This window comes from Terribium retamae (assembly GCF_022347545.1).
Lineage (GTDB): Bacteria > Pseudomonadota > Alphaproteobacteria > Rhizobiales > Rhizobiaceae > Mesorhizobium > Mesorhizobium retamae.
This window is the reverse complement of the sequence record NZ_JAKREW010000001.1, coordinates 249,224-263,202: the sequence shown is the minus strand read 5'-3', so window position 1 is coordinate 263,202 and position 13,979 is coordinate 249,224. Positions and strand designations below refer to the sequence as shown.

14 protein-coding genes are annotated in these 13,979 nt (G+C 59.2%); 1 reads left to right on the top strand and 13 read right to left on the bottom strand.

The window, feature by feature from the left end; all coding sequences use genetic code 11:
- Nucleotides 1-102: 102 nt before the first annotated feature.
- From L4923_RS01190 to L4923_RS01160, 7 genes are all read right to left on the bottom strand, one after another.
- Nucleotides 103-891 carry a mechanosensitive ion channel family protein gene (locus tag L4923_RS01190; RefSeq protein ID WP_239361445.1) on the bottom strand — a complete coding sequence of 263 codons (789 nt, stop codon included), beginning with the start codon at nt 889-891 and terminating at the stop codon, nt 103-105.
- A gap of 113 nt (nt 892-1,004) precedes the next feature.
- Nucleotides 1,005-1,778 (bottom strand): exodeoxyribonuclease III, encoded by a 774-nt coding sequence (gene xth, locus L4923_RS01185; RefSeq protein ID WP_239361442.1) that lies wholly within the window; start codon nt 1,776-1,778, stop codon nt 1,005-1,007.
- A 3-nt stretch (nt 1,779-1,781) separates the two neighbouring features.
- Entirely contained in the window at nt 1,782-2,417 is a 636-nt protein-coding gene (locus tag L4923_RS01180) for an alpha/beta hydrolase family protein (protein WP_425530887.1), read from the bottom strand.
- 2 nt (nt 2,418-2,419) lie between these two features.
- Nucleotides 2,420-3,502: a tetratricopeptide repeat protein gene (locus L4923_RS01175; RefSeq protein WP_239361439.1), complete on the bottom strand. Its 1,083-nt coding sequence runs from the start codon at nt 3,500-3,502 to the stop codon at nt 2,420-2,422.
- Nucleotides 3,499-4,374 carry a non-homologous end joining protein Ku gene (gene ku, locus L4923_RS01170; RefSeq protein ID WP_239361438.1) on the bottom strand — a complete coding sequence of 292 codons (876 nt, stop codon included), beginning with the start codon at nt 4,372-4,374 and terminating at the stop codon, nt 3,499-3,501. Before ku ends, L4923_RS01175 begins: the two co-directional genes overlap by 4 nt.
- A gap of 27 nt (nt 4,375-4,401) precedes the next feature.
- On the bottom strand, nt 4,402-6,849 hold the full coding sequence (ligD, locus tag L4923_RS01165) for a DNA ligase D (protein ID WP_239361436.1): 2,448 nt from the start codon (nt 6,847-6,849) through the stop codon (nt 4,402-4,404).
- A gap of 8 nt (nt 6,850-6,857) precedes the next feature.
- Nucleotides 6,858-7,094, bottom strand: coding sequence for a hypothetical protein (locus L4923_RS01160; RefSeq protein ID WP_239361432.1), 237 nt, complete (start codon nt 7,092-7,094; stop codon nt 6,858-6,860).
- A 184-nt stretch (nt 7,095-7,278) separates the two neighbouring features.
- Between L4923_RS01160 and L4923_RS01155 the strand changes: the two genes are divergently transcribed.
- Nucleotides 7,279-7,905 (top strand): dihydrofolate reductase family protein, encoded by a 627-nt coding sequence (locus L4923_RS01155; protein WP_239361430.1) that lies wholly within the window; start codon nt 7,279-7,281, stop codon nt 7,903-7,905.
- A gap of 385 nt (nt 7,906-8,290) precedes the next feature.
- Here L4923_RS01155 and L4923_RS01150 read toward each other — a convergent pair whose 3' ends face one another.
- The 6 genes from L4923_RS01150 to L4923_RS01125 form a co-directional block, all read right to left on the bottom strand.
- Nucleotides 8,291-10,066 carry an SLC13 family permease gene (locus L4923_RS01150; RefSeq protein WP_239361428.1) on the bottom strand — a complete coding sequence of 592 codons (1,776 nt, stop codon included), beginning with the start codon at nt 10,064-10,066 and terminating at the stop codon, nt 8,291-8,293.
- Nucleotides 10,067-10,154: 88 nt separating this feature from the next.
- Nucleotides 10,155-10,979 carry a D-glutamate cyclase family protein gene (locus L4923_RS01145; RefSeq protein WP_239361426.1) on the bottom strand — a complete coding sequence of 275 codons (825 nt, stop codon included), beginning with the start codon at nt 10,977-10,979 and terminating at the stop codon, nt 10,155-10,157.
- 131 nt (nt 10,980-11,110) lie between these two features.
- The gene (gene sctT / locus L4923_RS01140) at nt 11,111-11,926 is read right to left on the bottom strand and encodes a type III secretion system export apparatus subunit SctT (RefSeq protein WP_239361424.1); all 816 of its coding nucleotides are present in this window, start codon (nt 11,924-11,926) and stop codon (nt 11,111-11,113) included.
- Nucleotides 11,927-11,934: 8 nt separating this feature from the next.
- On the bottom strand, nt 11,935-12,204 hold the full coding sequence (locus tag L4923_RS01135) for an EscS/YscS/HrcS family type III secretion system export apparatus protein (protein WP_054309953.1): 270 nt from the start codon (nt 12,202-12,204) through the stop codon (nt 11,935-11,937).
- 14 nt (nt 12,205-12,218) lie between these two features.
- Complete coding sequence (sctR, locus tag L4923_RS01130) at nt 12,219-12,872, bottom strand: type III secretion system export apparatus subunit SctR (RefSeq protein WP_239361422.1); 654 nt, start codon at nt 12,870-12,872, stop codon at nt 12,219-12,221.
- Nucleotides 12,865-13,956 (bottom strand): FliM/FliN family flagellar motor switch protein, encoded by a 1,092-nt coding sequence (locus L4923_RS01125; protein WP_239361419.1) that lies wholly within the window; start codon nt 13,954-13,956, stop codon nt 12,865-12,867. Before L4923_RS01125 ends, sctR begins: the two co-directional genes overlap by 8 nt.
- Nucleotides 13,957-13,979 lie beyond the last annotated feature (23 nt).

The window sequence follows — 13,979 nt, the reverse complement described above, 5'->3', positions numbered from 1 at the left end:
CAGAGACGGTGGAATACGATTTCGACAATCTGTACTGGCACGAGGATCGGTACAGTACTTTTGGGTCCTGCGACTCTCGGCCGCGAAATGCCGCCGAGGGTCTTACGCCCTGGATGCGCTGAAGCCATCGGTCGTATCCAGCGTATGCTTCAGCTTTTCCTGCAAGACCGATCGGGCCTGCCACCAGTCCCGACTTTTTACGGGCACCCGGGCAGTCATTGTCACATTGGCGTCGTTGAGTGCTTCAACCAGAATCTCAGGGCTCGTATTAGGGAGCGAGAATTCTGTACTGAGCATCGGCGAAACTGTTGACCTCACAACGCCAAGATCAGCGTCTCGTGGGACATTGAATGTCATCTCGACCACCCGCGAAGGTTCGCGTGTGTAATTGAGGATCTTGGCATTCGACAGCTTGGAGTTCGGTGCAAAGATGTAGACGCCTTCCCTCGTCTTCAACTGCGATGAGAACAGGCCAACTTCGATAACCGTACCCGCAATGCCATCGGCATCGATGTAGTCGCCGGTGTTGAAGGGGCGTAGGAAGACCAACATGATGCCGGCGGCGATGTTCGACAACGTACCTTGCAGAGCCAAGGCGACCGCCAATCCCGCAGCACCAAGCACGGCCAGAATCGAAGCCGTTTGAACACCAAACTGACCAAGCACCACGATAATCGTCACCGCCATGATAGCATATCGGATCGATTGTCCGACGATTGGCACGAGCGTCAGGTCGCTATGCGCGCTCCTGGACAACAGCGACATTGTATAGCCCGATACAAGTCTGGCTATGAACCATCCTGCGGCAAGCACGACAATCGCGACAACAAGCGACCAGAGATGGGCAATGAGCCAGGCTGCCGAGATACCAAAAATCAGATCATCGCTCACGAAATCCTCCTCGGGATTCTTCTCCTCTCTCGAAAGAGATAAAATCCGGGATGGTTGCATCCATTCCGTAACGACTGGTTGTGTCTTCGCGCAGTGAAACGCTCTGAAGAAAGCTAGATCGACAACTCGATCCATGCCGGAGCATGGTCGCTGGCCCTTTCCCATCCGCGAACCTCACGATCAACGCCGGCGGCAGTCAGCTGACCGGCAATGGCGGGGCTTAGCAGGAGGTGATCCAGCCTGAGGCCGGCGTTGCGGCCCCAGGCATTACGCAAATAGTCCCAGAATGTGTAGATTTGCGCGTCGGGGTGCAGGGCACGCATGGCATCTGTCCAGCCTTGGCCGACGAGTTCCTGGAATGCCAACCGCACTTCGGGGCGGAACAAGGCATCGTCCTGCCAGCGCTCGGGCTTGTAGACGTCGCGCTCCGTGGGAATGATGTTGTAATCGCCGGCCAGAACGATTGGGATGTCATGCGCAAGACGCTCGGCGGCGTGCGTCTTCAACCTGTCGAACCATTTCAGCTTGTAGTCGAACTTCGGCCCTGGCGACGGGTTGCCGTTCGGTGCGTAGAGGGAGGCGATAAGGATGCCGCCGACGGCAGCTTCGATGTAGCGACTGTGCGTGTCGCTTTCGTCACCCGGCAGTCCTCGCCCCGTTTCGATCGGATCGGTGCCGCGCGCCAGGATCGCGACGCCGTTCCAGCTTTTCTGCCCGTGCCATACGGCGCCGTAACCGGCAGCCCGCAGTGCCGTGATCGGGAAGCGTTCGTCCGGCGCTTTCAACTCCTGCAGGCAGACCACATCAGGTTTGGCCTGCACCAGCCAGTCGAGCAGTACGGAGAGCCTGCCGTTGATGCCATTGACGTTGAACGTCGCGATCTTCATCGCTTAGCGCTTGAGCGTTTCAGTCCAGGCCGAAACCCTTCCGGCCATCGTCTTGAGATGATCCGCGGCTGAGAACCCCGAAACACTCTTGCGGGGCTTCAGGTCGTGGTCGCCATCTTCCAACCAGAAGACCTCGATCGCATTCGACAGCGTGTAGGACGGTACCTCTTGGTGCGTACCGAACTCGTCGCGCGTGCCCTGCACGATCAGCGTCGGCGTTTTCAGGTCGGCAAGGTGTTTGGTGCGTAATTGCTGCGGTTTTGCCGGCGGATGGAACGGATAGCCAAGACAGAGCAGGCCAGCGATCTTGCCGGAGGCGAAAAGCTCGTCCGCCACCATAGAGGCGATGCGGCCACCCATGGACTTGCCGCCAATGACGAGAGGTCCCTTAGCTTCGAGTTTCGCGATGGCAGCGACATATTCGGGGTTGAGCGTTTCAGCGCGTGGCGGCGGCTTGCGACTGCCTTCGGTACGCCGGCTCGCCATATAGGAAAATTCGAAGCGTGCGACACGAAAGCCGGCTTCAGCAAGCGCCTTTGCAGCAGCGCTCATGGAGGCGGAGTCCATCGGTGCTCCTGCCCCGTGTGCGAGCAAGATAGTACAGCCGGCATCTTCCGGACCGTCGAAGAGGAAGGACATGCTCAACTCGCTGTTCTTTTTGCCAGGTCAATCAGGCGGATGCCATTGCTGGCGGTACGGGCCCATTGCGATGTGGAGTCGAGTTCGAGATAACGCGACCACCATTTGCGCGCACCGGTAAGATCGCCCGCTTCATAATCGAGATTGGCGAGATTGAAGACAGCGTCGGCATAGGCACCGTCGATGGCGATGGCAGCCAACAGATGGCGGCGCGCGGTGTCCTTCTTGCCTTCGCCGGCAAGCAGGCCGGACAGGTTGAACCAGGCTTCGACGAAACGCGGATCGCGCTTCAGTACTTCGAGATAGGATTGTTCGGCTTCCTTGGTACGGCCGGCGGCAAGCAGGCAATTGCCGCGGTTGAAGAAGGTGACGGGATCGCTCGGGTCGATGGCTATACAGCGCCGGTAGAGATCGGCGGCATCGCCATGCCTGCCCTCTTCCTCAGCCTCTTCGGCGAGTGCAAACAGCTCTTCGAGATCTTCCGGTTCGGCGCGTTCAAGCGGCAGCAGCGCCTGACCGTCGAGTTCGCTGACGCCATCGTCGGAGCGCGCATAGATGGCGTTGTCTCGGTCGGCATGCAGCGAAAGCGCAGTAAGCGAGGCGATCGAGCCGGAGCGTCGTACCGACCGTGCGATCGTGCCCCAACTGGCCCCTGATGCGATCAGTCCGGCATATTTCTTGGCCAGGATCAGGTCGCGGAACGAAAAGGGTTCGGTATCGTGTTCGAAGGCATCAAACAGCGCGAGCAGGTCGAAATCCTCTGGAGCCAACTTGGACTGATCGAGGATCGACTGGCGGCTCAGCGTCGCGCCAGTCGGTGCTTCGATGAGGCCAAGCAACCTGAGAAATCCGTTTTCGCTTAATGGCTGGCGGCCTTTGGTTATTTCGTCACGGTAACGAGCCGCGATACGGCAGACATCGGTGCGGTCGAGCAGCTTGCGGCCGAAAATCACATGCGTGGTGCGCCGGGTGACGCCGCGCTGCAGTTCTCCATTCTGGACGCCGACCTCGCGCGCGGCCAGGCGGCGCGGAAAGGCCGCAAGGCCGCCGATGAGACCGAATGTCCTGCCTCTGACCGAGGTCACTTCTTACTCTTCGCACCGGCTCTGGCGCCGCCGCTCGCGGCGACTTTGGCGGGTTTCTCCTCAGCCGCGGATGTCTTGGTCTTGCTCTTAGCCGGCGGCTTGGACTGGCCGAGGCTGGCTTTCAGTGCATCCATCAGGTTGACGACATTGCCGCGTTCTGGTGCGGCCGCGACGATTGGCTTGTGACCCTTCAGCTTCTCCTTGATCATGTTCATCAGGGCAGCCTCGTAGCGGTCCTCGTAATTCTTCGGGTCGAACTTGGTCAGCTTCTGCTGGATCAGGGCTTCGGCTAGCTGCAGCATCTCGCGGTCGGGTTTGCCCTGTGGGATGTTATCGAAATATTCGGCGGTGCCGCGAACCTCATGCGGATTGCGTAGCGTACAGACGAACATGCCTTTCTCACGCGCGCCGATCGTGACGACACGTTCCCGGCTGGACAGCACAAGGCGCGCCACCGCCAGCTTGCCGGACTTGCGCATGGCTTCGCGCAGGACGACGAAGGTCTCCTCCGCCATCGCCCCGTCAGGCGCTAGATAATACGGCGTGTCCTGATAGATGACGTCGACATCCTTCTCATCGACGAACGCTTCGATGTTCATCGTATGGTTGGATTCGATGCGCACGCTCTCGAGGTCCGCATCGTCGATGATGACGTATTGCTTGTCCTCGTATTCGTAGCCTTTGACCAGATCGGCACGGTCGACCAGACCGAGTTCCGGGTCGACAGGCTTCATATTGATGCGGTTGTGCGTCTTCTTGTGCAATTGATTGAAGGAGATCCGCTCCTTCGTGCTCGTCGCTGGATAGAGCCGCACGGGGCAACTCACCAGACTGAGTTTCAGATAGCCTTTCCAACTTGCCCTTGGTGCCAATTCCGCCTCCTACGCGACGACACAACGCTACTTCTTCGCCTTCGCAGGCGCCGGCAGTTCCCGGGCAAAATCATCCATATCCGCCCAAGGATCACCGGATGCGGCCAACAGGCCTGGGAGCGAAGAATAATTCAAATCCTCGGCAGCGTCGATGGATTCCAGATCGTTCCACTCCAGCGGGGTCGAAGCCGGCATATGCGGACGCCTGCGCAGCGTGTAGGGCGCGGCCGCCGTATGGCTGCGGGCATTGCGATGAAAGTCGATGAAAATGCGCTTGCGGCGGTTCTCCGCCCCCATGGTGGTGGTGAAGGTTTCCGGCGCAGTTGCTGCGATGCGGGTGGAGATTTCGCTGCAGGCTTGGTGGAACTGCCGCCAACCTATTTTCTTTTTCACCGGCACCACGACATGGATGCCCTTACCGCCCGATGTCTTCACGAACGGCACCAGGCCGAAGTTTTCCAGCTCGCCACGAACGTGGATGGCAGCCTCGACCACTTCGCGCCAGCCGATGCCCTCGCCGGGGTCAAGGTCGAAGACGGCGCGATCCGGCTTGTCGATGCTCTGCCGGTGCGAACCCCAGATATGGAATTCGACGACACCAAACTGCGCGAGTGCAAGATAGGCTTTAGCGTCTTCAACCGCGATGTAGCTCCTGGCTTCGCCATCGGAATTTTGTGTCTCAAACGACACCATCGTCGCGGGCATGCCGGTAAAGGCATGTCGTTGGAAAAAACAGTCCTCCGGCTTGACTGTCGGGCAGCGCACCAGTGACACCGGCCGGCCGAGGATATGCGGCAGCATGAAATCACCGACGGCGGCATAATAGACGGCAATGTCGAGCTTGGTCGGCCCGGTCTTGCCGAAGATGCGGCGCGTTGGGTTGGTGACAAAAATCCCAGCCAGATCGGCATCGGAAATCAGGCGCTTGCGCGGCGCTGCCGCACGTGCCGAAAGCTCGGCTTCGCGCAGCCCCTTGAACACGGCATGGCGCAGCGCATTGTCGCCGGTACGATTGGCATAGTGGACATGCGCCATCAGCACCGGCCGGACGGGAATGACTTCGCGGGGCATCCCCTCCAACTTGACCGCGTCGGCCTGCAGGGTCTGCAGCCTGGCCAGCAGCATCGGCAGCGTCTCGGCATCGAAGCCGGAACCGCATTTGCCGCGATATTCCAGTTCGCCGTCGACCCATTCGGCGAGCGCCAGCGCCGCCAGGCCTTCGGCTGCTTCCGAGACGGTGTAGCCGGCGATGACGAAATCGCCGACCGCACGCGCCTTCACCTTCGCCCACGCCGTGGAGCGGCCGGGAGAATAAACCGAGGCTGCCTGTTTCGAAACGATCCCTTCCAGTCCCATTTCCGAAGCCTGCTCGTAGAGCGCGGCGCCATCGGCACTGACATGATCGCTGAGCTGCAGAGCGCTCTTCGCGGTGACGCCACCGAGCAATTGACCGAGCAGTTCCTTACGCTTTTCCAATGCGACCTTGGTCAGATCCCACCCGTCGATATAGAGCAGGTCGAAGGCGTAGAAGGTGAGCTTGTGGGTCTCGCCGGCGGCTAGCGCGTCTTGAAGAGCCGCAAATCGGCTGATGCCCTTGTCGTCGGTAACGACGATCTCGCCATCGATGATGGCGCTTTCGCAAGCAAGGCTCTCGAAGGCCATCTTCAAACGTCCGTAGCGCTTCGACCAGTCTAGACCACTGCGGGTGATGAAGGTGACGACACCCTCGTTGACATGCGCCGCAGTGCGGTAGCCGTCGAACTTTATCTCATGCAGCCAGCCTTTACCCGCAGGCGGGCTTGGCACGGCCGTTGCCAGTTGTGGTTCGAGGCGAGCGGGCATCGCCTCTCGGACGGCACCGGGAACCTTTGCCGGCTTCGGTGCGATTGCCCTGCCCGACTTCGGTTTGGCAACCAACTCCTCGATGCGTCGTCCCGATTTCACGCTTTCCGGGCGCTTGGCGAGGATGTCCAACTCGATGTCGGCCGACTGATCGCGCTCCTTGAACAGCAACCAGTTGACTTTGTCTTCATCCTCTTTCGCCTTCATCCTCGTCAGCATCCAACCTCCCTTCAGCTTCTCGCCGAACAGCCGGAATTTGAAGGCACCCTTCTTGAGTGAAGTCTCGACATCCTCCATCGGAGCCCAGATGCCGGTGTCCCAGACGATCATCGGACCACCGCCATATTCGCCTTCTGGAATGACGCCTTCGAAATCGATATAGTCGAGCGGATGGTCCTCGGTCTGGACGGCGAGGCGCTTGTCCGCCGGATTGAGTGATGGCCCCCGTGGCACCGCCCAGCTCTTCAGCACGCCGTCGATCTCCAGGCGGAGATCATAATGATCGGCGGTGGCGTGATGCTTGTGCACGACGAAGCGGTTGCTATCGTCGCCGGCCAGTGAGCCGGAAGGTTCCGGCGTCTTCGCAAAGTTGCGTTTCGAACGATAAGGCTGGAGTTTGGAAGAATCCGCCATGGAAGCGCTTATTCGCCCGCTTCCTCACGCAGGGGTTCCAGGCCAAGTTCGGCGGGACGATAGCCTTTGTGAAGCTGATCGAGCGTGCGCTGTCCTACGATATAGGCTTCATTGGCGACGATGACGCGATAGGTAGGCTCCTCGCCGGCCTTGAAGCGCCGGGAGCTGACAAAGATCTTGTGGCGGTTGAGCGCATCGGCGACAGCCTGGCGCTTTTTCACCTGGCGAGACGTGGGCGTGCTCATAGGCCTGCTCCGCTGCTTGCGGCTATGACTATCTTCGATTGTAGCACTGCGATCAACCGGGGTCGGGTTTCATCGTTTATAGTTAGCCCTTGCGCTAAGTGATTTCTTTCGTTAGTTAGCCATAAGGATAACTAATTACCTAAGCGGACGCGTAATCACGCGCGATCACATAGAGGGTCTCGCTATGAAGCTTGTCTTGATGGAATTCTTGTCGCTCGACGGCGTATGCCAAGGACCGGGTGCGCCCGATGAGGATACGAGCGATGGCTTCGCGCGAGGCGGCTGGTTTGTCCCCTACCTCGAGCAGACCTTCATGCAGACCGTCTCTGCCTGGGTCGGACAGGCCGATGCATTCCTGTTCGGACGCCGGACCTATGAGAGTTTCGCTCGCGATTGGCCGAAGATGGACGACCCAAACGATCCAATTGCCAGCAAAATGAATGGTCTGCCGAAATATGTTGCATCACACTCCATGAAAGACGCCTCGTGGGCTCCTACGACCATCCTTTCGGGAGACATCGCAGCTCGCGTCGCTGATTTGAAGGAGACGCCGGGGCGGGAACTTCAGATTCATGGCAGCGGACGGCTTGCTCATTCGCTGCTGGAGGCGGGCTTGATCGACGAGCTTCGGCTTGTGGTTGCGCCTGTCGTTCTGGGAAAAGGCCGTAAACTGTTCCGGGACGGCGCCATGCCCGCCGGCTTCAAGCTGGTAAGCGTTGACGCGACACCCGGCGGCTTGGCGGTGCATGTCTATGAGAGTGCCGAAGCTCCCGTATTCGATACCTACGACGCGGCGGCGGCGTGGCGTTAACCTGTCGAATTGGTCTGTACATTTGATCATTCTGCAGGATGATTGTTTGCAAGGGACCTTTCTGATTAAGATGGTCAGCCTTCGCGAAGATGGCACTCCGACCGCCGGCATCTATTCCGACGTGCACCCCGCTGGAGCCGGCGGTCGGCTCGCTTTGCCAAGGTAAGCAATAGCTAAAAAGTACAGTGTCGCCTTCCTGCCGAAAGGGTATGTTCGCCGCTGCTTCATCGCTCGGGGTGCACATCGACGGGAAGCAGCCCGCCTGCCGGCTCTTGAGCCTACAAAAGTGGCAGGCGGGCACCAGCCGCTTTCACGAGGCAGGCCGTTATGCAATTCCGTGAATTGCCTTGACGCTGTGGAAAGAACAACGCGCCCTATTTCTATTTCACTTCAACGGCCAGACCAGCATCAGCATCGGGACAGCCACCGCAATCACCAAAATGGAAAGCGGCAGCCCAAGCCGCGGATAATCGGTGAACCGATAGCCCCCCGGCCCCATTACAAGTGTGTTGCATTGGTGACCGATCGGGGTCAGGAAATCGCAACCTGCACCGATGGCGACAGCCATCAGGAAGGCTTCCGGATGATAGCCGAGCGTTGATGCGAAGCCTGCAGCAACCGGCGCCACGACGAGCACCGTTGCCGCATTGTTGAGAAATGGCGTCACCGCCATGGCGACGACGAGAATAAGTGCCAGTGCTCCGGCCGGTGGCAATTTCGAGCCCAGTTCGGCAAGCCACATTGCGATCACATCGGTCGCGCCGCTGCGGCGCAGGGAGTCTGAAACTGGGATGAGCGCGGCGAGCATGACCAATATCGGCCCGTCGATGGCATTGTATATGTCACGTATCGGCACCACGCGAAAAAGCACCATGGCGACCGCCGCCGTGAAGAAGGCCACGGGTATGGGGACGAACCCTGACGTCGTCGCGATCATCGCGGCCGCCAGGATCAGGATCGGAATGCTACCGCCGCGCACGCTGCCGAGCAGGATCGGCCGCTCCGCGAGCGGCAGCGCGCCAAGTTCGCGCAAGATATCCGGCAGCCGTGTCCGCTTACCCTGCAGCAGCAACACATCACCCAACCGCAGGGGCAGCGCCCCCAATCGCTCGCTGATGCGCTCGCCTTTGCGGCTGACGGCCAGGAGATTGATCTCGTAGCGGTCATAGAGCGCCAGTCGCTGTGCCGACCAGCCGATCAAAGGCGAACTTTCCCCCAGAACCGCTTCGACCGTCATGTAAGCTTCGCCGCTACCCTCATCGGGGGCCTGGCGACCGTCAGTCAGGTCCAATTTGGCCTGAGCGACGACTCGGTCGAGCGCTTCCGGTGAGCCTTCGAGCAGAACGATATCGCCTTCGCGCAGCTTTGCGTCCGGCAAAGGCGCGATGTGAAACGTGCGCGAGCGCAGGATCGACGTAACCACCACTTCGCCGCCGGCAAAATTCATCAGCTCGGCGACTGTTTTGCCGTTTACAGTTGAATTGGACACGACCAATGCTTCGGTAACGTAGTTGTTGACGTCCAGCGCATCCTGGACGGATCCGGTTTCGCGAACCCGGGCCGGAACGAGCCAGTAAAACAGCGACAAAAAGACGATTCCGGCGGCAGCCAGAGCGGCCCCAACCGGTGTGAAATCGAACATAGTGAATGAACTGCCGGTAATTTCCTCGCGAATGCGCGAAACCACGACATTCGGCGAGGTGCCGATCTGCGTCATCAGCCCGCCGAGCAATGAACCGAAAGCCATCGGCATCAGAAAGACAGACGGCGAACTGTTGGACTTTCGGGCAAACTGAAAGGCGATGGGGATCATGATTGCCAGCGCGCCGATGTTCTTGACGAAGGCCGACAGGACGGTGACGACGGCGACCAGCAGCACCAGTTGCGCCGGAATGCTGGTCACATTGGGTGCAAAGCGCTGGATTGCGAATTCCATGACGCCGGAGCGCGCAACGCCGGCGCTGACCAGCAATGCGCTCCCTACGATGATGACGATGTCGTCGCTGAAGCCTGAAAAGGCTCGGTCGTAAGGGACAACACCGACCGCGAGCGCAGCGATCAACGCGATGCAAGCGACGAGATCGTAACGCAGCCGTCCCCAGATGAAGGCCACCATCATCAAGATGATAACGGCAATGGAGAGAAGTTGATTGATCGCCATGGAGAGGACGTTCCTTCTCCGGGCTCGTTTGTCAACGTTCTTGAAGGTCTGATCGTTGGCGGTGCCCGCTCATCCACGAGCAAGTCGATCAAGCGACCCTTGCGACGCCCTCGTAAACCATCGCGTCAAGATCTGTGATCAGCAGATGGCCGGGTGAAGCGGTGATGGCGATCGCCAGCTCCGCGTGGACGAGAGCCTCCTGGGCAGTGACGCTGCTCGCCCAGAATACGGGGACCTCGTCCTTGCCGATTTCAGCTGCATCTCCCCAATCGGGGGCGTTGAGATCGTTGATTCCGAGAATGGAAGGATCCCCGACATGGAAGGGTGAGCCGTGCGCATTGGGAAAACGCGCGGTAATCGCTCTGACCTTGTCGACATCGCAGGCCCGGATCGAACGCATCGCAACGACCAGGTGGCCGCTAAACGGGCCGACAGCACGACTTCTGATTCTGGTCCGATATTTCGGCACGGTTTCGTTAGCGCGGCGGTGGAGCAGCTCGACCCCCTTCTCCATCAGAGCAGCCTCGAAACTCAGCGAACTTCCAAGTGCAAAAGCGGAAAAATCCTGCCGCCAGAGATCAACGATGTGGGAAGTGCGATGCACGAACTCGCCGTAGCAGTAGATACTGTATTGGGGTGCATCCGTGCGGATGTCGACATTGCCTAGGGCCGGAACAAAGGGGCTGCCCGCGCGGCCGACTCCGACCAGTGGGCATGCTTTGGGATTGGCGAGACAAAATTTGTGAAAATCAGCAGCGAAACGCCGCGGCACGACAACCACATTCGCTTGCAATTTTCCGCGTGCCAGACCGCCCGTTGCGCCCTTGTAGGCCCCAGCCCTGACTAGGCGGCGTAACCGGTCGGGTTCGACCAGTCGTAGATCCTCGACGATTGAACCGGTCTGACGCCCCATGTTTCCAGGTAGTCCACATTGCTTAGACTCTTCAGGAAGCGCTAAAATCGAAGCCAGTGGCACCGCTTGTCAAATCACCAGAATTTTCTCCTGACAATAAATTGTATTTATTAGCCAGCATGCGATTGCCGTTACTGGCACCCTGCACAGCTGAGCAATTTGATCTGTCTTATAGCTTCGTGCAGAAAACCGAGATCGCGTCTCATGTATGACAGAAGAAATGCGGCGTAGAGAACAAAGACGAAGCTGAAGACCAGCGTCTTCACGATCAGCGACAGGCTGAAGACATTGAAGTGTGGAGAAGCGCGCGCCAGAAAAGCGAGAACGATGTCGGACAACAGCATGCTGACAATCAGCGGAAACACCAGTGTCAGCGCCATTTTCAGCAATTGGTTCAACATTTCCAGGAAAACTCCGGCGGCTTCCTTGCTGAATACCGGCATCAACTGTTCGACCGGCCAGAGACCGTAGCTGTCGTAGACAGCGTTCAACGACAGCTCCAGCCCACCGGCTGCGAGATAGATTGCGATCATGACGATGGCGAGCAGCGTGCCGGTGGCGCTGGTCTCATGCGTCATCATCGGGTCGATGAGGCTTCCCATGCTCGAACCGCGCTGAAGGTCGAGGATATCGCCCGCTGCTTCGGCAGCCCAGAACGGCACGCCCATCGCCAATCCCAGCGCAATACCGACCAGAAGTTCTTTGAGGATATAGACAACGATCATCGCACCGGTGATCTGTAGCCCTGCCAGCGTTTGCATGAGCATCGGCAGGATCGGAACCGCCAGCGCCAACGCAACCCCGTTGCGCAACAGTCCGGACAGCGGCACACGTGAGAAGAGCGGCATCATCAGCATGAAGCCACCCAGGCGCGCCAACACGAAGGCTCCTGCCAGAAGGTAGAGCTGCAGGTCCTTGAGCGATGCGAAAAGTGGCTCGACCGGCATCGGGCGCCTCAGCGGGTCGCTGACGGAAATTCGTCAAACACCGCAGAGGCTTGTTCGGCGATCTGCTGGGCAATCAGCGGGCCGACAATGATGATAACCACGAGGATCACCACCAGCTTGATCGTCTGAGGTAGCGACTGATCCTGGATTTGCGTCAGCGCCTGGGCAAGTCCAACCAGCAGTCCGACAGCCAGCGCCGCGATGATTGCCGGGCTGGATGCAAGCAGGATCGTAATCAGTGCATTTTGGACTTTTGCGAGGATGAAATCGCTGTTCACGCTTCACCGCCTCTTCAGCTGTAACTGAGGATGAGGCCGTGCATCAGCCGCGACCAGCCGTCTATGGCAACGAAAAGCAATAATTTCAGCGGAATCGAGATCAATACCGGCGAAACCATGATCATGCCGAGCGTCATCAGGACGTTGGCAACGACGATGTCGATGATGAGGAACGGAATGTAGAGCAGGAAGCCGATCTCGAATGCACGGGTGAGTTCGGAGGCGACAAAGGCAGGAACCAGGATGGAAAGGTCATCGTCCTTGAGGTTTTGGCGTGCCTGCTCAGGCCATAGGCGCGTGGTGCCATCGAGAAAGAACTGGCGTTCGCGCGGGTGGGTGAATTTGATCAGATGTTGCTGAAGCGGCTGCTTCATCAATTGCGCGGCTCTTGCGAGGTCGTCAGTTGTCTGGAACTGGACCTGTCCCTCCTGCAGCCTCGTGCCCATTTCGCTTATCAACGGCGTGGTGACATAGACTGTCAGAACAAGCGCGATGCCGTAGAGCACGAGGTTCGGCGGCATCTGCTGCACGCCAAGCGCGTTGCGTATGAGAAACAGCACAACCGAGATCTTCAGGAAACCTGTCATGGTCACCACGGCAAGCGGCAGCAGGCCGACAAAGCCGACAGCCACCAAAATGCCGAGGAGATTTGGGGAGGCTTCAAGCATTGTCGAACATGCGGATAACCCGCACGCCAAGACTTTCACCGATCCTGACCATTTCGCCCTGCCCTACTCGCTTGCCATTGGCGAGGATGTCCACGCCCTGCCCTGTTGCATCCAACTGCACGACAGCCCCAGCGGTCAGCTGCCGGACGTCGCCAAGGGGCATCGTTTTGCGTCCAACCTCGAAAGCCAGCGCGATCGGAAGGTCCTCAAGCGTCGCGTCATCAAGCGTCTGGCCTGTGGCCCCGGTTTCTTGCCCCATCATCCACTCCCATTTTGATCCGGCAATTGCGACTGGCACGGCAAGAAGCTGAGGGCCTGCCGCGGTCATGCCGGCAGGGGCAACCAGCTTGTCGCCGATGATCAGAACAGTTGCCGCTTGCTCGGCAAACAATACGACGTCTCCTGATTGCAGCCCCTTCGCCTCGCCCAGATTGATCGTGAGGACGTCGCGCCAAAGGCGAACGGGCAAAGGGAGTGTGGCCGGCAGCGGAGGTTGGCCGGAAACCGCTTCGTCGAGCAATGCACCGAGCCTTGCAAGCAGCGCGCCGTCGCTCAACGACAACGCGCAGTCCATTGCGTGTCCGTCAACGGATAGGACTAAGTTGAAGGGTGACATACCGGCCGGAGGCGTCTGTTCCTCGATGGTCACGAGTTCCATCGGCGCCTGCAATTTTGACTCGATCCAGTCCAATTCGTCGGCCAGAGCAGCCTCCAGCAAGAGGGCTGCGTGCGGAGGCAAAAGGTTCTCCAGTCTCGCCGTCGGCTCCACCGTCGCCAGTACCTGCCCGACCAGAGATAGCGGCACATGGAGTTCGGCGGTATCGTCTCCAACCCTTGCGCGAAGCACGCATGACGGCTGGTCGTCCATCTGCGCCCTCGGCCATGCCGCGGCGATCTTGGCCGGCTGCCCCGCGATCTCGATATCGGCTGCCGGTCGGTTTTTGTAAAAGGCGTTCAAAGCTGCCGCCTGATCCGGCGATAGTGCTTCCAGTTTCACGACGTCAGCGGCCGAATCGCCGTTGAGACTTCGCTTGGCAGGCTTGCGCTGTGTTTTGACCTTCGCCGACGTCAGGGATCGAGACATCGAACTGTCACCTGCACGTTCAT